Below are 19422 nucleotides of genomic sequence, written 5' to 3'. Positions count from 1 at the left end.
CTCCCGGCGCCAGCCGCTCAGCGCATGACCCGCCGCCCACCGGCGCGGCCCAGGGGAGACCAGGGGAGACCAGGGGAAAGGACACACGCGATGAAACCTCAGGCGACCGCGCCGGCCGACACACGCATGATGGGCATCATCCACGACGCGCTGCGCCGTGACCTCGAACGCACACGCCACGCGCTCACCGAACGGCCATATCCCGAGAACGGCCGACGGGAGGCGATCGGCGACCACCTCCGCTGGATGATGCGTTACCTGCACGACCACCACAGCAGCGAAGACCGCGGCCTGTGGCCACTGCTCCGGCGCAAGCAGCAGGTCCTGGCCGACCACGGGATCGCCGCGGACATGCTGGACATCGAGAACGCCTTCACCGGCCACGAGCTGGGGACCAAGTCCCCCTACATCCGCAATCTCAACTTCGCCTCCGGTGGCGGGGGAGGAGGCGGCACCAGCACCCCCAACGTGGGCCCACGCTCGACCATGACCTTCGTCAACATCGGCCCGCCACCGCTTCAACGGGCGCCCCAGCCCACCCCCCGAACAGGGACGACAGATGCGACACCGCGATGGAACATCTATCCGGTCGATACCGTCCAGCCGACGACTCCGACCGTCTCCTTCGAGCTGACCCAGCCGCTGCCCTATCTGTGGCCCATTTCCAGTGGAAGCCCGTACCGCGAGACGTATGAGGTGAAGATCAACGTGGACCAGCTCATTCGCTGATGATCGGCACCGACCAGATCACGAGCTGAGCGACCACGGGCCGACGCCCGCCTGATCTGGACGCCTGGGACTCGCCTCTGTGCGTGCGGCGAGTCCCATCGCACCCGTCGCACAGTGCGACTCGGGCACGTTGAGCGCCAGCACCGGCCGTACAGGAGGGCCGGACCTAGCGCGAGGAATGCGGCCGTCTCGACGTCGAGACGGCCGCGCCGACTGCCCCGATCGGGGAGGCCGCAGACGGCCTACTTGACATAATGTTCATTATCGAGCATTGGGAAGAGGCTTCCTCAGACCCTGCCAGAGCCGTACGATCACGGCGTGTCCATAGGAAATCCCGGGTTCGTCATCGTCCTCATCCTGCTGGTGATCGCCGTCCTGGTGATCGTCGTCATCCTGGCGGCACGTGCGGGAGCCCGACCCAGCACGCAGCTCGCGTGGCGGACGCCGGGAATGATGCCGCCGATCTCACTCGATCTTCAGGACCGCGTCCGCGAACTGTGCGCGGACAGCAAGAAGATCCACGCGATCAAGCTGGTCAGGGAGGAAACCGGACTGGGCCTCAAGGAGGCCAAGACCGTCGTCGAGGCCCTGGAGGCCGGACATCCCGTCCCCGGCGAGCGCTCCGCCGAGCACGGCGATCTCGCCTCCCGCGTACGCGAACTCAAGGCCGCCGGCCGCACCGAGCAGGCGATCTTCCTCGTACGCGGCGAGACCGGCATGGGACAGGACGAAGCCGAGATCTTCGTCAACGCCCTCTGACACTCCCGATCCGCCTTCCCAAGGGCCGCGCGGCCGACAGATCCGCGCCCAGGCGAACGCGTCACCAGCGCGAAGTGTGGTCACCGCACCCGCTGACCGCGCGCAGCAGTCGTACGGCCGATTCCGCGTGATGGGTCGCCGCGTGCGCACTCCCCAACACCTCAATGTCCCGAAAAATCACCTTAAGTCCCATACCAGACAGAAGGTGAATTCTGTTTGGTATAGGACGCACGGCTACCGATGCCCCACCGTCACCGGTGAGACGAAGGAACACAGAGAAAAGAGGGCTGGCACACTCGGCAATCAACGGAGATCCAGTTCTTCAACGGATAGTTGTGGAAGATCACCTCTCTACTGGATCTCCGTTCCCATGTCCGGGGAACTCACGTTCTTGACAGCGCCACGAGCGCCCTAACTACCCGGCCTTGGGGGAAGCCCACGCGGCTTGGCCACCTGCCGCCGCAACACCGCCAACTGATGCCCGCAACACCAAGATCTCGAAGTCTTTGTCATGATCGCTCCTGGGCAGCAGCCGCAGGAGCGAGAAGGCGTTCGTCACCATGAGGTAGGCCAAGCGCAGCACCACGACCGATCATCATGCCCGCCCCGCAGCGCTCGGGACACCCACCGGGGCCGAGATCGCCCACCATGCCTACGACCTGCACGGATGAATATTCGGCACCCGCAGAGCTGTACCGGCACGAGGTTCCGGCATCTGCGGGTTAGCCTCGGCGGGTGAAGGTCATGGTCACCGGCGCATCCGGATTCATCGGGAGACACATCGCTGAGGCACTTGAAGCGGCCGGTCACGACATAACGGGATTCGACCTGCGAAACGGAGACGACATCCGGGACGCGGGCGCACTCGACCGGGTGCTGGACGGCGTGGACGCGGTGGTCCACCAGGCGGCCAAAGTCGGGCTCGGCGTGGACGTGGCGGACATGCCCGGCTATGTCTCCGTGAACGCGTACGGGACCGCCGTCCTGCTCGCCGCGATGGCCCGGCACCACATCGCACGACTGGTGCTGGCCTCATCGATGGTCGTCTACGGCGAGGGCGCCTACACCTGCGCCGAGCACGGACGGGTGCGGCCGGGACCACGCGCCGAGAACGACCTGGCGGCCGGGTTCTTCGAACCACGCTGCCCGCGCTGCGCCGCCGCGCTGACCCCGGCCGCCATCGGTGAGGACGCGCCCCCTGACCCACGCAGCGCGTACGCGACCACGAAGCTCGCCCAGGAGCATTTGGCCGCGAACTGGGCACGCGAGACCAGTGGCACGGCGGTCGCCCTTCGCTACCACAACGTGTACGGCCCGTGGATGCCCAAGGACACGCCTTATTCCGGGGTGGCAGCGATCTTCCGGTCTGCGCTGGAGACGGGGAGAGCGCCCGCCGTGTTCGAGGACGGCGCGCAGCGGCGCGACTTCGTGCACGTCCGCGACGTCGCCCAGGCGAACGCCGCCGCCCTCGATGCGGGGTCACCCGGCGCGCTGGCCGCGTACAACATCGCTAGCGGCGATCCGCACACCGTCGGCGAACTGGCCGCCGCACTCGCGGCGGAGCGCGGCGGCCCGGAGCCGGTGATCACGGGCGAGTACCGCCTGGGCGACGTGCGGCACATCGTGGCCTCGCCGGACAGGGCGGCGAGAGAGCTCGGATTCCGCGCGCGGATCGGCTTCGCAGACGGCATGAGGGAGCTCGCCATCGCGCCGCTGGGATGAGACCGCCCCGCTGCCCCACGTCCGCACTGCCGCCCAGCCTCCACCCACCGCCGCGCTGCCGCGACCCGGTCACCGCCCCGGCCGCGACCCGGCGTCGCGGATCGCCCGAGCGGCGTTGATCAGGCCGATGTGGCTGAATGCCTGGGGGAAGTTCCCGATCGGTTCCCCAGTGGCCCGGTCCACCTCCTCGGCCAGTAGGCCGACGTCGTTGGCGTACGAGACGGCCGTGCGAAACACCTGCTCGCCGCGTCCGGTCTCACCGGTGAGGGCCAGCGCGTGGGCCAGCCAGAACGTGCACAGGAGGAACGCTCCCTCCACGCCGCCGAGCCCGTCGCGGGTGCGATAGCGCAGAACCAGGCCGCGCCTGTCGGTCAGCTCTGTCGCGACGGCGTTCACGGTCGCCCGTACGCGCGGGTCGTCGCCGGGAAGGAACCCGACCAGCGGGAGCATCAGCGCCGACGCGTCCAGGCCCGTTCCGTCGAGCACCTGGGTGAAAGCGCCCGCTTTATCACTCCAGCCATGGGTGAGGATCGCGGCGCGGATCCGCTCTCTGGTGAGTTTCCAGTGGGAGACCCGGTCGGTGGCGTGCAGGACGGGGGCCAGCGCGACCGCGCGGTCTAGGGCGACCCAGCACATCAGCTTGGAGTGCAGGAAGTGCCGGCTCGGTCCACGCATCTCCCAGATGCCCTGGTCCGGCTCCTGCCAGCGCCTGGCCGCCGATTCGGCCGCGCCGAGCAGAAAGGCGCGGGTGAGCGGGTCGAACCTGCCGCAGGAGAGCTCGTGGGCAGCGTCGAGCAGCTCGCCGTAGACATCGAGCTGACGCTGACGCCAGGCGTCGTTGCCGACCCGGACCGGGGCGCTGTCGCGCCAGCCGGTCAGATGAGGCAGTGACCGCTCGCTCAGGTCGCGCTCGCCGCCCACGCCGTACATGATCGGCAGGTCCGTGTCATGGTCGAGCAGGCCGGCCGCGGCACCGGCGAGAAATGTGAAGAACGCGGTCTCCTCCCTTTCGCACGCCGCCGTGGAGAGCGCCTGCAGAGTGAGGCTGGCATCCCGTACCCAGGTGTAGCGGTAATCCCAGTTCCGTTCCCCGCCGACGCACTCGGGCAGCGATGTGGTGGCGGCGGCGACGATGGCGCCGGTCGGAGCGAACGTCAGCGCGCGCAGCACCCGCCCGCTGTGGCCCACCTGTTCCTGCCACGGGCCTTGGTAACGCGCGTGCGCCCGGGACCAGGAGCGCCATCCCGCGGCCGTGTCCCTGATCCGGCAGTGGACACGCCACGGGTGCCAGCATCGCGGTTCCGGCTCCCAGCCGGGACCGGTGTGCAGGGCGAGGCAGAGGCGCCGCCCGGCGCGCAGCGTGACCGTCGCGCGCGCGGTCGCGTCCTGGATCCGCAGGTCGATCGGGCACGACAAGGTGACCGTCTGGGCTCCCCCGCGCGCCACCAGCCCGCCGCGAACCGGCTCCATCAAAGGCCGGATGAGCCCGAACTCGGGCCGGGGGGCGAAGTCCATGATGATCGGTACGTGTCCTTCGACGCAGGTCACCTCGCGCAGGAGTGCGCCCGGGGAGGCCGCCCCGAGTGCGTGCCCTCGTTCCCGGCGGCCCAGGGCGAGCGCGTCGCGGAGCACCGCGGTCCCGGACCCGGTACGGAAAGTCGTCTCGATCACCAGGGTGTCCTCGAGGTATCTGCGAGTGATCTCGGCGGGGCAGGCTGGGCCGACGGACCAGTACCCGGCGTTCTCGTCGAGCAGCCGGGCGAAGATCGCCGGGCTGTCGAAGCGGGGAGAGCACAGCCAGTCGACCGACCCGGCCGAGGAGACCAGGGCTGCGGATCGGCAGTCCGACAACAGTGCGTAGTCGCTGATAGCTCGCGTACTCAACGGGCACCTCGCCAGGGTGGATCAGTGCGAGTCGGACTTTCGCCGTGCCCGCCTTCTCAGCGCGCTGGCGTACGCCAGTGCCGATCCGGCGAGGAGCACGCCGGTCACCAGGAGCCAGCGCCCCAGGTACGGGGTGGTGTCCAGCGCCACGGACGCCCGGTACCTGCGCTCGGACAGGCGGAACACGAGGGGAAACCAGATGAGCAGCAGCAGCACGGACAGGCCGACCGGGACGCGCAGGTAGTTGATCCACGGCGGAGGGCGGAGCGGCTCCGCCGGCGGCCGGGGACGACGCAACGGCTGCCGCCGCACGGTGCCGTCGGCGATCGTGTACAAGGGGTAGAGCAGGAGGTCGTGGATGACCGCCGCGCCGACGAACCAGACGACGAACCCCACCCAGATACCGGCCACGACGACCCGGCTGGCGGCGTAGCCGGCCAGCGCGAAGCAGGCGAGCAGCACGAGCAGATGCAGCGGCCCCGCGCCGTAGCGACCGGCCGCCCACCGGCGCAGCGCGCGAATCCGGGAGCGCATCGCCGTCACATCCCCGTGTGCCGGAAGCTGAGCCTGCGCACCCACTTGGTGTTGTGCACGCCGGGGGCGTTCGGAACGATGATCCGGGCCGGATAGCCGTGATCGAAGGAGAGATCCGCGCCGTTGACCCGCAACGCCAGCAGGGAGCGGGGGTCGGCCACCTGCCTCGCGCTCAGCGACGCCTCGGAGAACGCGCCGCCGCGTTCCAGCGATTCGACGAAGACCTCGGTCAGGCCGGGGGTCAGGCCCGCCAGGCGGGCGAGGTCGGTCAGGCGCACGCCTGTCCAGGTCTGCTGGGTCGACCAGCCTTCCACACACGCGATCGGCAGCGCGTACGTGTACAACGGCATCGCCAGCAGATCCGCGCGGGACAGCCGCAGCCGGCGAGGCCCGACCAGGTCGAGCCGCCAGCCCGGTCCGGCGCCGGCCGGGTCGACCCCCATGGCCGCCGCGGACTTGTTGACCTGGAAGTCGTTCGGCCCGGGGCCGTACACGCGGCCGTGCGGAGACAGCAGGGCGGTACGGCGCAGCGGCCCGTCCAGGGTCTGCCCGACGGACAGTCCGAAGATCAGTAGCGAGCCGCCTCCGACGAATCCGAGCAGGCCGCGCCGGGAGATGGTGGGCTCGGCGGGGCGGGTGGCCACCAGGCCGTAGGGATCGGGCGGTTCCTGGCGGGTGCCGCCCAGGTCGGTACGGAGTTCCCGGCGCAGGCTTCGCGACCGCAACCCGCCAACCATCCGCGGCAGTTTGAAGGCGACGTGGACGGCGAACGCCGCGATGAAGATCCACGCGCCGTAGAGATGGGCCGGGTAGAAGGAGAACGGGAACACCGTGTAGAAGAGCTGGATGTTGAGCACGCCGGTGACGAACTCGAACACCGCGCCGCCCACGAGGAGCAGCAGGCTGGCCCGTTCGACCGCCTGTGCCACGGAGCGGGCGGGCGGCCAGGTGAAGAGCTTGGGGATGACCGACCACAACTTGGCCAGCAGCACGGGGATGAGCGTCAGCCCGAGGATGACATGCGCGCCCTGCGTCACCCGGTACAGCCACGCGGGCCGCGTCGGCCAGTCGAAGAAATAGAACCCGAGCAGTCCTCTCTCCGGCGTCGTGTCGTTGCCCGGCAGCCACGGGTTGTACGCGGCGTACGACAGCAGCCCGGTGACGGCGATGATCGGAATGCCGATCAGCAGGACGACGCCGAACACCGAGGTCAGCCAGGGGCCGCGCAGCGGGCTGCGCCAGAAGTCCGGCCGGAACGGGCCGGGTGGCGGGTGCGCCCGCAGCCATGAACCGATGCTTCGTGGCGACGGATGTCCGCCGTGCTCATGACCAAGCCGTGCTCTCGGTTCTTCTGGCACCGGACCACCCCGCAATCGGCGCCCGCGGGTGCATGCCGCACAGGCACCGGTCTGCCGGAAATGTCTCTTTCGCATATTGTAGCGGTACGATTACGATCTGATGTCACGGGCCAACCGGTCGAAGGCCGCGGCACACGAACCCCGGTCGACGGGCAGCCACAGCGCCGACGGCCGTACCCTCGGTCCGGCGACCGGTCGGAACAGCTGCCGTGGGACACCCGCGAGCAGCGTCCCGGGACAACGGCGGTAGGCGCGGGCCAAGCCGGACGGGAAGCCTTCGAGGTCGACGGGCTGCTCGACGACGATCGCGGCGAACCGCCGTTCGGCGACCGCCCGGTCGACGTCGCGTGCCAGCGACGCCTGCGCGGTACGGCTCGTGCCGCGCACGATGTCGTACACGGCCCCCCGATGGGCCACGGCCGGCAACCCGGCGATGACGGCGAGGCCGGGATCGGAGAAGACCGCGACCGGCCCGCCGAAACCCCGCAACCACGCGAGGAGCCCATCGCCCACGCGCCTGTCGGCCGCGGTGGGAACCGTCCGGCCCGGAGCGAATGTCGTTGCGGCCAGGAACACGATCTGCGCGAGGACCAGCACCCCGGCCATGGCGCCGCGCCACCCGGTAGGGGCACCGCCCATCGCCACACCGGCGAGCAACGCCACCACCGCGAACACGGGAAGCATGTTGTTGGCCGCGCCGCCCGCGTGCAACAGCCCCGCGTAGCCCTCCACAACCAGGGCGAGGCAGCCCACCGCGAGCACCGGCGAGACCCTCCCCGCCGCGAGCAGCGCCGCCCCGAGCGCGACGCCCATGACCGGGAACAGGTACCAGATCCAGAACCCGGCCCAGGCCGCATGCTCGAAGGGGTGCTCGCCCAGCAACCGGAAGACGTAGAACACGTACCACCCCCGGCTCGCCGCGCCCCAGAGCAACGTGGTCAACCCCACCAGGAGGACGAAGGTCCCGGCCGTGATCAGCGCCAGGCGGCGTGCGGCACCGAACAGCAGCACCGCGATGATCGCCGCCGCTTCGGCGAGCGCGTTCTGCTTGGTGAGGAACGCGGCGGCGAGCAGCAGGCCCGCCGCCACCGCGCCGCGCGGGCGGCGCATCCACCGTGCGGCGTACAGCCCGGCGAGGCTGAAGGCGAGGAACAGCGAGTCCACCCGGGCCAGGTCGAACCACGTGCCGGTCGCGAAGTAGGTCGCGGCGTACAGGCCCGCCGCCGCGACCCCCGCGGCCAGGTCTCCCGTCTCCCGTTGAACCAGCCGGGTGAGCAGCGCGAAGCAGGACAGTGTGGCGAGAAGCGACACCAGCCGGAGCGGCAGGTAGGACATCCCGAGAAGACCGGCCGGCCCCGCCGCCACGACGAAGTACAGCGGGGGGTAACCATCCGGCACGTAGTCGATCGTGGGAGCGGAGTAAAGCGGCCGCCCGGCGAGCAACCGCCCCACCTCGACCAGGGAGTTGCCCTCCAGCCACTCCAGGCCGTACGGGTAGCCCACGCGGCGCACGGCCGTCCACAGGAACACGCCGATCGCCGCGAGCCCCGCCATCGCGGCGGGCACCCGCACGACCCGCGCGCCCCAGGCGGCCACGCCCCTGGCGTACGGACGGGGTGCGCGCGGCGGGCAGGCTCCCGAGCTCACGGGTGACCGCCCCGGCCTGCGGCGATCCGGCCGGCGCAGGCGGCGAAACGAGTCAAGGGGGCGAGGGCGGCGACCGCGACAACGTCCTCGGCGGTGTCGACGTCCCGCAGGACCGGCAGCTCGGCCACCCGCAGGCCCGCCTCGCGCAACCGCAGGAGCTGGGCGGCGCCGGTGCCCGGCGTCGATACGGGGATGCCGCGAAGGAGCTCCGGATCCGGCTCGCGCAGCCCGAGCGCCCAGAACCCACCGTCCAGCGCCAGGCCGAACCACGCGTCGACGCCGTCCCAGCCGACGGCGAGCAGCTCGGGCGCGACCTGCGGGGTGTCCATGCCGATCAACAGCGAGGGTCCGCCTACCGAGCCGAACGCCGAGGCCAGCCGCTCGTCCAGCCCGCCCTCACACTGTTGGATCACCTCGAACCCCTCCGGCAGCCATGGCCCCACTCCCCCGTCCAGCACCAGCACGCGGCGCCGCGCGGGAGCGGCGAGCACAGCCGCCAGCGTGTCGGACAGCGCCGCCTCGGCGAGAAGCGCGGCCTGCTCGAAGGTGTACGGCGGCACCAGCCGGGTCTTGACCCGGCCGGGCACCGGTTCCTTGGCGATGACCAGCAAGGTCGTTCCGGTCCTGTCCCCGATGGCCCGGGTCTCCCCTGCCTTCAACGGGCCAACACCTTCCTCATGTCATGTACCGCCTGCCAGTACCCACGCGGCGTACCGGTGACCTTCGAGCGGCCGATGCGTGGCCGGTAGTCCACGTCCGCCTCGCTCACCCGCCAACCGGCGTCGGCGGCCCGCACCAGCATCTCCAGCGCGTACCCGCACCGCTGGTCGGTCAGGTCCAGGGCGAGGAGATCCGCACGCCGGGCCGCCCGCATCGGCCCGAGGTCGCGTACGCGGATCCCGGTGCGACGTCGTGCGCGCCGGGCGAGTACACGGTTGGCCAGCCGCGCGGGAAAGGGCCAGACGCCCCGGGCGACAGGCCGGCGGCGTCCGAGCACCAAGTCGGCGTCGCCGTGCAGGACCGGCCCGGCGACCAGGGGAAGCTGCCGTGGGTCCAGGGTGGCGTCGCAGTCGCAGAAGCAGACCACGTCTGTGGTCGCCGTGCGCAAGCCGTGCGCGCAGGCCGCACCGAAGCCGCGCCGGGGCTCGGCCACCACCACGGCGCCGAGCGACGAGGCGATCTCCGCCGATCCGTCGGCCGAGCCGTTGTCCACCACGATCGCTCGGAAGCCTTGTGGGAGGCGGTCGAGCACCCAGGGCAGCGCTTCGGCTTCGTCCAGGCAGGGCAGGATGACGTCCACACTCACATGACCACTTTAAGTGACCATATGAGCGCATGTCGTAGCCATAGGTCAATTGCATCGGCCGAGTATTCGGCACTCACAGGCAAAACCAATGAGATAACCCGGTTCCGGCCGCCTACCAGGCGCCACTGGCGAAGCTGCTCTCGTCCTGTCGGCCATCTGTTGCCCACCACAGCGACACGGGGGGCGACATCCAGTAAGACGCGAAGGCTAGCAGCAACTCGTCCCTTCCGTCGTTGTCGTAGTCCGCCGCCCCCCAGGGGCGCGCCGCGCGCTGCTCGTCGCTCAGGTTGTGGCCGTCTGGCCCGATGGCCGGTCCGGATCGGCGGATCACGTGCCCGCCACGTCGCAGCCCCTTCTGCGCGCCGCGGAGAATCTCGACGCCCGAGGCTCCGCGGCCGAGCGCGAGATCATCGTGCCCGTCACCGTCGTAGTCTCCCGCCACCATCCCACGGGCTGGGCCGATGTCCCCGAGCACCTGTGGACTGCGCCCGGCCGCGCCGAAGTAGACCGTCATCACCTGGTCGACCCCTGGTGGTTCGGTCTCGTAGCCGGGCTCGTCATTACGGCTGCCGCTATCGGCGACCACGACGTCACCTCGGCCGTCGCCGTCGAAGTCTCCGAACGCGGAGGAGTTACCCGCGTTCAGCCTGCGGGCCCGGGTAGACAGCCCGCCGGGTCCGCCTTCAAGCAGCCACGACGGCGCCTGCTCGCCGTCATCGAGTGCGTACACGAGCAGGTCGGTGGCGTGGCGCCCGTTCATTCTGCTGGCGATCAGCCGTCCGAACTCACCGCCGGTCGGTGAGGACTGGATGGTGTGACGGCGTGGGGCACCATCTCGGGTGAAGGGCCCGTACAACACAGCCAGGTCGTCGCCGGACTGATCCGGGCTCGGCACCGGCATCGCCAGGTCCGCGACGCCATCGCCGTTGAAGTCCCCCGGCACCGCCGGGCGCGAGAAGAGGTTCAGCGTGACCGGCACCTGGACGGAGGTCGGCCGCGCCGCAGGGTCCACCCCTTTCGGGCCGCCCCATAAGAGGTACGGCCGGCTAGGCGCGTTCGCGCTCGCGTCCAGGCCGAAAACCACCACGTCGGCGAAGCCGTCGCCGTCCAGGTCACCGGTACTCGTTCTCAGGTCGAAGTCGAATCCCGTACCGGTCGTAACCGTGCGAGTAGCGGAGTTGAGCCCGTCTGCCGAGCCGTACACGATCGCGAGATAGGTCCCCGCGTCGCCGCGAGGGGCCGTGAAGACGAGGTCCGCGAAGCCGTCACCGTTGACGTCGTCGGGATTGTGGCTGCCCTTGCCCTTACCCGTGAGCGGCGAAGTCGGTGCCGGCACCGGCTCCAGGGACGACTGTGACACTGAAGGCGACACTGAAGGCGACACGGAAGGTAACGCAGCCGGGGATGGGCCCGGCCCTCGCTCGGCACCGCATCCACCGAGCAGCAGCGCGATCAGGACTGTCACCGCAGCCCTATTCCCGATCTTCATCGTGTTCCCTCGGCAGCTGGGTTCAATTTGGATCGAGACCATCTTCGCGGGCCAGACCGAGGGCTGGCAGTAGTCTCGCCGACCGGAGTGCATGATGTGGAGACACGCCTATTGCCAAAACATCAGGCTTGAGCTCGCACAGGCCGCGGAGGTTTGGGTCGATCACGGCCTGTCAATCCCCTGAAAACGTGGAGACGGTCCTCAGCCCTTGGCGGCTCCGGCCAGGTTCCCGCCCAGGTCAGCTGTCCGTCGTGGCCGGCCGTACCGGTGCGAAGGTCGCCTGACCGGCGCGGCGGAAGCACCAGAGGCGACGGCCGAGTGCGACCGCCCCGAGCACGCAGCAGGTGAGGCAGAAGAGCGCCAGCAGCGGCAGCAGCCAGGCGGTGATGATCCAGTACTGGAAGCTGAACGCCCCCCAGATCAGCGTCGGCAGCACCGCGCCCAGCACCGTCACCAGGGCAAGGGGCACGAGCCGCAGAACCAGCCTCGGCCGGCGCGCCGCGCGGCGTCGCGAGGCCCAGCGGCGCGCTCGGACGACCGCGGTGACCAGCAGTGCGGCCATCCCCACCGTGAGCCCGAGCAGGACCGCGTTCACGACGGTGAGCGGGTTGCTCATCGGCGTTGCCGGTGCCCCGATCCGTTCGGCGAGAAGGTTGGTCGAGAGCAGGCTGGGATCGCCGCCGCTGTTGGTGAGGACGAGGGCGGCCACGCCGGTCTTGGGTGAGAAGACCATGTCCCCGGTCCACGTCGCCAGTGTTCCGCCGTGGCCGATCACCGACGGCGGGGCATCTGCTGCGACGGGGCGGGCCTGCCAGCCGAGGGCGTAGTCGCCGGCCTTCGGCTGGACGGTGTGCAACTCGGCCAGGGAGCCGGCACTCAGCAGGTCCGCACCGAGGCTTCCCTGGTTGAACCTCAGCCACCGCACCATGTCGTCCAGAGTCGAGATCACCCCGCCGTTGCCGACGCAGATCCCCGGCATCTCCGGTGCCGCGACGGCGACCCCGAGAACGACCTCGTACCCGGACGGCAGGCCCTCGGCGCGATCGGAACACCCCAGCGTCGAGCTGGTGCCGGTCATGCCCAGCGGCGTGAACAGTTCGGTGTGGAGGAAGGCGTCGAAGGACTTCCCCGACACCACCTCGACGATCCTCGCCGCGATCGAGTAGTTGGTGTTGTGGTACTCCGAGCGGGTGCCCGGATCGGCGGCCAGGGTCTTGTCGGCCAGCCTGGCCACAATTTCCTGCGCGCTGCGCGGAGGCGGGAACACGTACTCGTTGTTCGTGCTGTTCGACAGCCCCGAGGTGTGGCTGAGGATCTGGCGCACGGTGATCCCGGTGAAGCGGGGATCGGCCATCCTGAAGTCGGGCAGGACCTTGACGACCGGGTCGTCCAGGGAGATGTGGTCACGGTCGACCAGCAGCATGATCGCCGCCGCCGTCATCGACTTGCTCATCGACGCGATCCGGAACCGTGTCCGAGCCGTCACCGCGTTGCCGTCCCCGTCCCGACCGCGGACGATCGTCTCGACCGACGACCCGTCGATCACGGCCGCCGCGACACCCGGCGTGCCGTAGACGGAGCGGTAATCGTCGACCAGCCGTTCGCCGGTGGCATGGGCCGGTGCTGTCCAGCCGAGCAGCAGGGCGACGAGCACACCGCCGAGGACGAGGAGGGAGGTCGCACGAGGAAAGCGGAGACGTAGGAAACGCACGACGTCGAACCTAGGCTGGGCGTCACCGGCCGACATCACCCGAAGGGGTGAGCCGGGACCACCCGGCAGGATGGAATCCTCAGTCAGGCAGATCGCTGCGACCGACGAGCCCGTTCTCGTACGCGTGGATCACCGCGTGCACGCGGTCGCGCAGGTTCAGTTTCTGCAGGACAGCCCGGACGTGCGACTTCACCGTGTTCTCGCTCAGCACCAGTTCCGCGCAGATCTCGCTGTTGGACCTGCCGCGGGCGAGCAGTCCGAAGATCTCGACCTCGCGCGGGGTGAGGCCGTCCAGGGCTGTCGTCCGCCGCATCGGCACCTGCCGTACGAGATCGAGGATCGTCGCGGCAACCCCCGGCGCGAGCGCCGACGTCCCGGAGGCGACGTCACACACGGCCTGGGCCAGGGCGGCGGGCCGGACGTCCTTGGTCAGGTAGCCGCTCGCGCCGGCCCGGATGGCGGCCACGACCAGTTCGTCATCATCGAAGGTCGTCAGCATGAGCACCCGGGTCGCCGGTGCGATCCTGACGATCTCCGCCGTGGCGGCGACCCCGTCCATGCGTGGCATGCGGATGTCCATCAGTACCACGTCCAGGCGATGTCGTCGGACGACCTCGATCGCGTCGCCGCCGTTCGCGACGTCGTGGGTGACCTCGATGCGCTCGTCTGCCGACAGCACCGTACGGAGCGAGACCCGCAACAGCTCCTGATCGTCGACGAGCATGACACGGATCCCGGTCACGCCCCCTCCTTCGTGGGGAGCCGCGTCTGCAGCACCCACCCGTCGTCCCCGTCGTCGATCGACAGGGTGCCGCCTGCGGTACGCACACGTTCCTCGATCCCTATCAAGCCGGTCCCTTGGCTGCCGGCGTCGCGAAGTGCCCTGCCGCCGTCGTCACGAACCTCCACCACCAGCTCAGCCGGGGTCCAGCGCAGGCGAACGGTCACCTCGACCGGTGGTTGGAGGTGGCGCAGCGCGTTGGTGATGCCCTCCTGCACGGTACGGACCGCCGCGACCTCGGCACTCAGGCTCAGTGGCCGTCGCTCACCCACCTCCGCGAATGTCACCACATGGAGCGGGCTCGCCGCCGAGGCCACGAGGTCAGGGAGGGCATCGAGCGAGATCGGGACCTCTTTGCGCCGGGAACCGGCGCGCGGCGCCACGGTGGCGGGGCCCAAGGTGGCCAGCATCGCTCGCAGACCTTGATGGGCGTCCCGGCCGGCCTCGGCGATGGCGCCGAGTTCACGGCGGGTCGCCGGATCCGCCGTCGTCACCGCCGCGGCCTCGATCCGCGCGACCATGACTGTGACCGTGTGGGCGATCACGTCGTGCAGGTCGCGGCGGATGCTGGCCCGTTCGTCCGCGACCGCCGCGGCCAGTCGTTCGCTCTCGGCTCGTCGGCCGGCCTCGTGCCTGCGGCGTATCAGCAGGGCCGCAAGCCACATACCGCCGACCACGAGCATCAGCGACCCGCCCTCGACCAGGCGGGCCCACCCAGGGACGTCAGGGGGCTGCCGGGCCCACGCCACCAGCTCGGTGAGGACGATCCCGAGCGCGGCGACGGCCAACGCCACCACCGAGGACCTGACCGAGACCCGGGTGGTCAGCCGCCACAACGTGAGGGGGAAGCACACAGCCGAGGGCAGCATGCTCGGTGACCAACCCAGGAAGGGCGTCATCACCTGGATGAGCATTGCCAGCGCGCCGATCGCGTACCCCGCCCACGGCCGTCGATGGGCCACCACCGCTCCCACATGGAGCAGGACGGCAGCGGCCGCCACGGCGAAGATCTGCCACAGGTCCGCGCCGAGGTGCCAGCCGCCCGCCAGGATGAGCACCGTCAGGAGAGCCAGGACCACGTGCGCCACCGTCATCGTCGCCGGCCATGGACGGCCACCGAGTACACAGCGGCCATCGACATCCGCAAGCTCAGCGGCGACGAGCCCCGGTGGTGTCCGGATCTGCCGATGAGCGCGCACCCCTGGCTTCCGGAGCGACGTCACGTGACGAGCACGGCGGTGAGCATCGAGAGATACGACTCGTGGGCGAGACGCAGGCTGTCAAGGTCGGACGTCTCGAACCACGCCACAGCGTCGTGCTCGTCCGGCGCGGCGTTGACGGGTGTTCCGGTCCACCTGTCGATCAACCAGATCTGCATGTCGAACGTCGCGGTCCGGATCTCATGCATCGGCGGGCTGGACGGCTCCGATGCCGTGATTCCCAACTCCTCCCGAAGCTCGCGGACAAGGCTCTCTTTCGGATCCTCCCCCTCCTCAACATGACCGCCCGGCAGGTCCCACACATCGGGATACCAACGGCGTCCGGCGCTTCGATGACACAGCAACACCCGATCGCCGTCGCGAAGAACGGCCGTCACAATCCGGACCGGAGTGGAGTCGTCAACGGAGATCGTCATCCGCGCATTCTGACCCATGCGGATCTGAGTTCGGTCAACTTGGCCTACGTGAATGAAGAGATCATCATCCTCTGACCTGCTGGAAGGCTCCGACAACCCTAGATAACAGCAGGTCAGTGCAGCAGGCACTCGACCTCGCCAGCCGTTTCCATACGGCCCTGGCCAAGATCGGCGAAGGCAAGCGAACCTCGGCAAGCCGTTGCCTTTGGTTCTGCTGGGACCACTTTGCTGAGACGGCCGCGTCGGCGGGCGGGGCGATGTCAAGAAACCCGCACTTCATAGACCCGGCTTCGGGGCCACTTTAGTGAGACGGGACCATTTTGCGTGAGACGGGACAAATCGCCGTCAGCCCGGCACTGGAAGAGAGGCGTCCGCGCAGGAGCTCGCCCGGTAGGGCGCCGTTTCCTTGAGGCGGGGAGTTCACTGATGCCGGTGCCGGAGTGCTCGTTGCTCGGCGGCGTCGAGTGCGGGTGTGAGGGGGGCGAGCGTGGTGCGAAGGAGGTCCGGTAGCGAGCCGGACGGCACGACGAGCCCGCTGGTTGTGGAGGACGAGGCAGTCGTTCGCAGCCACTGCTCGAGCGCCACGCGAACCGCGGCGGCCACGCTCGCCGCGAGCACCCGTGCGGTGTGCGGGTCGCCATCGCCGAGACGTTCGGCGATGGCGTCGGTGAGGGGATGTTCGATCGCGGTGGCGGTTTCTATGAATGCGTCGCGCAACGCGGGACGGGTGGTGATCAGCAACAGCGCGTCCCGGCCGGATGCGTCCGGGGCGGTGTACTGATCCACGATCGCCTCGATGACGGCATTGGCGAGGCCGACGCCGTCGGGCCGGTCGGCCACCGCCGCCGCGACTCGCGCTTCCCGTTCGCCGGCGACGGCGGCGACGATCGCCTGTTCGCGGCTGGAGAAGTAGTTGTTGTACGTCCTCGGTGAGACGCCGGCGGCCTCGGCGATGTCATCAACGCGCACGTTGTCCGGTCCGCGCTCAAGAGCAAGCCGCAGGGCCGCCGCGCGCAAGGCCTCTCGGGTGGCCTGCTTCTTCTGTTCGCGCAACCCGGTCCGTCTCGTTGTCACCGTCTCAGCCTCCCAGTTTGAATGCGTGTACGCAAACTTGCGCGTACGCAATTTCCTGCTTAGCCTGGCGCACGGCCGCCTTCGCTGCCCTCGCCGAGTACTACCGCGGCTGACCACGTCGCAAAGACCGCACCTTGCGGCGAGCCACACCGGCCACCACCCGCAGACCGGCCGGGCGCTTCGGCGCTTCATCCGTCCTGCCCCTTTTGCGGCAAACAAGGGAGTCCACATGATCACAGATGTCGTCATCGCCGGCGGCGGTCCAAACGGGCTGATGCTGGCCTGCGAGCTGAGCCTGGCAGGGGCCCGGCCGGTCGTGCTGGAGCGGCTGCCGGAGCCGAGCGAGGAACCGAAGGCGAACGGATTGCTCGGCCAGGTCGTGAAAATGCTCGACCGCCGGGGGCTGTGCGAACGTCTCAGTGGTAGCCCAGAACCGCCGCAGCCGAACTCCGCGTACTTCATGTTCGGCGCGATGGGCCTGGACCTGAGCCTTCTGGAGGACAGCCCCATCTATGCCCTGCCGGTGCCGCAGCGACGCATCGTGCAGGTTCTGCAGGAGCGCGCCATCGAACTGGGCGTGGAGATCCGGCGGGGACATGAGGTCGTTGGCCTGTCGCAGGACGATGACGCGGTCACCGTCGACGTCGCGAGTCCGGGTGGGGCGTACCACCTGCGGGCCCGCCATCTTGTCGGCGCGGATGGAGCCCACAGCACCACGCGCAAGCTCTCCGGCATCGGATTCCCCGGCATCACCTACGACCGGATGACGGTGCGCTCAGCGCATGCGACGGTCCCGGCGGACTGGGTCGATCCTGCGACCGGTGCACTGAACGTGCCCGGCTACGGCGCCGTCATGCCGTTCATGCCCCATCGCACCGAGCGCGGAGGGTTCTCCTACGCGCCGATGCCTGGCCACCCGCCGCTGGTCAGCACCACTGAGTGGGACCAACCCGCGACTGACGCTCCGATGAGCCTGGAGGAGTTGCGGGCGAGCGTCCGCCACGTGCTCGGCGTCGACGTGCCGCTTGGTCCGCCCGACGGCCAAGGACCGCACGCGCTGCGCCGACTGACCGGCGGTAACACCCGGGTCGCCGAACGGTTCGCCGACGGCCGGGTGTTCCTGATCGGTGACGCCGCCCACGTGTACGCCGCCACGGGGGGCGGTCCAGGGCTCAACCTCGGCCTGCAGGACGCGGTCAACCTCGGCTGGAAACTCGCCGCCGAGATCCGTGGAAGCGCCCCGTCCGGGCTGCTGAACACTTACGAGACAGAGCGGCGATCGGCCGCCCAGCGCATGGTGCTGAACGCGCAGGCGCAGGCGGCCCTGATCGCCCCCGGCAGCGATGTCACAGGACTTCGCGAGGTGTTCACCGAACTGCTCCGCGACCCGGACACCGTGCAGCGCCTGGCCGAACTCACCGCGGGCGCCGACGTCCGCTACGACATGGGCGGACGCGAGACGCACCCGCTGACCGGCCGGTTCGCCCCGGACATGGAACTGCACACCCCGACCGGTCCGGTCCGCCTCGCCGAGCTGGCCAGATCCGCACGCCCTCTGCTGCTCGACCTGACCGAAGAGGCATCACTGGCGGAGACCCTTGCCCTGCGGCACGACCAGGTCGATATCGTCACGGCGCGCTCCCAGACCCCCGCGCCCACCGCCCTGCTCCTTCGACCGGACTGCTATGTGGCCTGGGCATCCGCATCGCCCCGGCCCGATGCCATGGAGATCGAAACACTCCGGGCAGCCTTGCAGCGGTGGTTCGGAGTCATCGAACCCGCCCACTCCTGAAGCCGTGAGCGTTGACTCGGGCACGTATGTGGGCCGTCCAACACTTATTTTCCTGTCTTCCTGCTCACACAGACCGAGCCGTGAGGCCCCTCCCCCGGCGCTGCCGCGGGGCTCGCTGAGATCCCGTCAGCGGTCGAGCTCCGGGTCGGCCTGCAGGATCCTGCGGTGCAGCTCACTGACCGCCCGGCCCGGCTGCAACCCCTGCTCGCGGATCAGTGTCTCGCGCAACGAGCTGTATACGGCCAGGGCCTCGCTCTGACGGCTGCACCGGTACAGCGAGAGCATGAGCAACGCGTGCAGGGACTCGCGCAGCGGGTGGGCGATGATCAGCTCCCGCAGGCGGGGCACCACCTCGGCCTGCCGTCCGAGCGCGAGGTCGGCCTCCGCCTCGGCCTCGAGCGCGAGCAGCCGCGTCTCCTCCAGCCGCCCCGCGTGCGCGAGGATCATGGGGCTGGCGGGCACGTCGGCGAGCGCGGGCCCCCGCCACAGCCGCAGCGCCGATGCCAGCCGGCCCCGCGCCCGCGCGTGCTCGCCCATCCGAGACGCCCGCCGCCCCTCCGCGACCAGCCCCTCGAAACACGTGGCGTCGGTCTCCCCCGGCACCGCCCGCAGCTCGTACCCGCTGCCCCGCGTCACCAGGTGTCCGCCGACCAGGTGGCGGATCCGCCACACGTATCCCTGCAATGTCTTGCGGGCGAACGCGGGCTGGGCGCCCTGCCACAGCTCCTCGATGATCCGTTCGGCCGGGATCGGCCGCCCCATGTTGATGGCGAGGATGGCCAGCACGGCCCGATGCTTGGGCGCCGGCACCGGGGTCACGTTGCCGTCGAGGGTCAGCCGCAACGGACCGAGCAGGCCGAGCCGGAGTTCCGGAGACGTGGCGAGCAAGCGGTACCTCCTGCGTGCGCCGGGCGCCACAGGCCGCCCCGGGGCGTGATCTTTTCGCGTTCTATACTGCGGGGCGGGGCTTGCGCGGAGCTTGCGCCCGTGGGGAAGGGGC

The 19422-nt window shown here is 69.8% G+C and carries 18 protein-coding genes; 5 read left to right on the top strand and 13 right to left on the bottom strand.

Annotated elements, in window-relative coordinates:
- Window positions 1-90: 90 nt before the first annotated feature.
- The 3 genes from IMZ11_RS09255 to IMZ11_RS09245 all read left to right on the top strand — a co-directional run bounded on the left by IMZ11_RS09255 (window position 91) and on the right by IMZ11_RS09245 (window position 3210).
- Entirely contained in the window at window positions 91-729 is a 639-nt protein-coding gene (locus tag IMZ11_RS09255; protein WP_228639580.1) for a hemerythrin domain-containing protein, read from the top strand.
- 318 nt (window positions 730-1047) lie between these two features.
- Window positions 1048-1488, top strand: coding sequence for a ribosomal protein L7/L12 (locus IMZ11_RS09250; RefSeq protein ID WP_228639578.1), 441 nt, complete (start codon window positions 1048-1050; stop codon window positions 1486-1488).
- Between the two features lie 735 nt (window positions 1489-2223).
- Entirely contained in the window at window positions 2224-3210 is a 987-nt protein-coding gene (locus IMZ11_RS09245) for an NAD-dependent epimerase/dehydratase family protein (protein ID WP_308066773.1), read from the top strand.
- Window positions 3211-3279: 69 nt separating this feature from the next.
- On the opposite strand, the gene IMZ11_RS09240 is transcribed toward IMZ11_RS09245, so the two are convergent.
- The 11 genes from IMZ11_RS09240 to IMZ11_RS09190 form a co-directional block, all read right to left on the bottom strand.
- On the bottom strand, window positions 3280-5094 hold the full coding sequence (locus tag IMZ11_RS09240; protein ID WP_228639576.1) for a glycoside hydrolase family 15 protein: 1815 nt from the start codon (window positions 5092-5094) through the stop codon (window positions 3280-3282).
- Between the two features lie 21 nt (window positions 5095-5115).
- Window positions 5116-5628 carry a hypothetical protein gene (locus tag IMZ11_RS09235; RefSeq protein ID WP_228639574.1) on the bottom strand — a complete coding sequence of 171 codons (513 nt, stop codon included), beginning with the start codon at window positions 5626-5628 and terminating at the stop codon, window positions 5116-5118.
- A gap of 5 nt (window positions 5629-5633) precedes the next feature.
- Window positions 5634-6986: a molybdopterin-dependent oxidoreductase gene (locus IMZ11_RS46140; RefSeq protein ID WP_228639572.1), complete on the bottom strand. Its 1353-nt coding sequence runs from the start codon at window positions 6984-6986 to the stop codon at window positions 5634-5636.
- Window positions 6987-7076: 90 nt separating this feature from the next.
- The gene (locus tag IMZ11_RS09225) at window positions 7077-8633 is read right to left on the bottom strand and encodes a glycosyltransferase family 39 protein (protein ID WP_228639570.1); all 1557 of its coding nucleotides are present in this window, start codon (window positions 8631-8633) and stop codon (window positions 7077-7079) included.
- Complete coding sequence (locus tag IMZ11_RS09220; protein WP_228639568.1) at window positions 8630-9292, bottom strand: DUF2064 domain-containing protein; 663 nt, start codon at window positions 9290-9292, stop codon at window positions 8630-8632. The genes IMZ11_RS09225 and IMZ11_RS09220 overlap by 4 nt, the downstream gene beginning before the upstream one ends.
- Window positions 9289-9939, bottom strand: a complete 651-nt coding sequence (locus tag IMZ11_RS09215) for a glycosyltransferase family 2 protein (RefSeq protein WP_228639566.1) — start codon at window positions 9937-9939, stop codon at window positions 9289-9291. Before IMZ11_RS09215 ends, IMZ11_RS09220 begins: the two co-directional genes overlap by 4 nt.
- Window positions 9940-10051: 112 nt before the next feature.
- Window positions 10052-11275, bottom strand: a complete 1224-nt coding sequence (locus IMZ11_RS09210) for a VCBS repeat-containing protein (RefSeq protein ID WP_228639564.1) — start codon at window positions 11273-11275, stop codon at window positions 10052-10054.
- Window positions 11276-11666: 391 nt separating this feature from the next.
- Window positions 11667-13139 (bottom strand): serine hydrolase, encoded by a 1473-nt coding sequence (locus tag IMZ11_RS09205; RefSeq protein WP_228639562.1) that lies wholly within the window; start codon window positions 13137-13139, stop codon window positions 11667-11669.
- A 79-nt stretch (window positions 13140-13218) separates the two neighbouring features.
- Window positions 13219-13881, bottom strand: a complete 663-nt coding sequence (locus tag IMZ11_RS09200) for a response regulator transcription factor (protein WP_228639560.1) — start codon at window positions 13879-13881, stop codon at window positions 13219-13221.
- On the bottom strand, window positions 13878-14999 hold the full coding sequence (locus IMZ11_RS09195; RefSeq protein WP_228639558.1) for a histidine kinase: 1122 nt from the start codon (window positions 14997-14999) through the stop codon (window positions 13878-13880). Before IMZ11_RS09195 ends, IMZ11_RS09200 begins: the two co-directional genes overlap by 4 nt.
- Before the next feature lie 140 nt (window positions 15000-15139).
- Window positions 15140-15487 (bottom strand): NUDIX hydrolase, encoded by a 348-nt coding sequence (locus tag IMZ11_RS09190; RefSeq protein ID WP_308066774.1) that lies wholly within the window; start codon window positions 15485-15487, stop codon window positions 15140-15142.
- Here IMZ11_RS09190 and IMZ11_RS09185 point away from each other — a divergent pair.
- Entirely contained in the window at window positions 15419-15631 is a 213-nt protein-coding gene (locus tag IMZ11_RS09185; protein ID WP_228639658.1) for a hypothetical protein, read from the top strand. The genes IMZ11_RS09190 and IMZ11_RS09185 overlap by 69 nt on opposite strands.
- Window positions 15632-15976: 345 nt before the next feature.
- On the opposite strand, the gene IMZ11_RS09180 is transcribed toward IMZ11_RS09185, so the two are convergent.
- The gene (locus IMZ11_RS09180; protein WP_228639556.1) at window positions 15977-16609 is read right to left on the bottom strand and encodes a TetR/AcrR family transcriptional regulator; all 633 of its coding nucleotides are present in this window, start codon (window positions 16607-16609) and stop codon (window positions 15977-15979) included.
- A gap of 250 nt (window positions 16610-16859) precedes the next feature.
- On the opposite strand from IMZ11_RS09180, the gene IMZ11_RS09175 reads away from it, so the two are divergent.
- On the top strand, window positions 16860-18422 hold the full coding sequence (locus tag IMZ11_RS09175; protein ID WP_228639553.1) for an FAD-dependent oxidoreductase: 1563 nt from the start codon (window positions 16860-16862) through the stop codon (window positions 18420-18422).
- A gap of 126 nt (window positions 18423-18548) precedes the next feature.
- On the opposite strand, the gene IMZ11_RS09170 is transcribed toward IMZ11_RS09175, so the two are convergent.
- Entirely contained in the window at window positions 18549-19310 is a 762-nt protein-coding gene (locus IMZ11_RS09170) for an AfsR/SARP family transcriptional regulator (protein WP_228639551.1), read from the bottom strand.
- Window positions 19311-19422 lie beyond the last annotated feature (112 nt).

It is taken from the genome of Microtetraspora sp. AC03309 (genome assembly GCF_020826795.1).
Classification (GTDB): domain Bacteria; phylum Actinomycetota; class Actinomycetes; order Streptosporangiales; family Streptosporangiaceae; genus Microtetraspora; species Microtetraspora glauca.
This window is presented reverse-complemented; position numbering and strand designations above follow the sequence as displayed.

Excerpts from the sequence above, each read along its gene's own strand:
- IMZ11_RS09255 (WP_228639580.1), top strand. The coding sequence starts at position 91 with ATGAAACCTCAGGCGACCGCGCCGGCCGACACACGCATGATGGGCATC.
- IMZ11_RS09185 (WP_228639658.1), top strand. The coding sequence starts at position 15,419 with ATGACCGCCCGGCAGGTCCCACACATCGGGATACCAACGGCGTCCGGC.
- IMZ11_RS09175 (WP_228639553.1), top strand. The coding sequence starts at position 16,860 with ATGATCACAGATGTCGTCATCGCCGGCGGCGGTCCAAACGGGCTGATG.
- IMZ11_RS09235 (WP_228639574.1), bottom strand. The coding sequence starts at position 5,628 with ATGCGCTCCCGGATTCGCGCGCTGCGCCGGTGGGCGGCCGGTCGCTAC.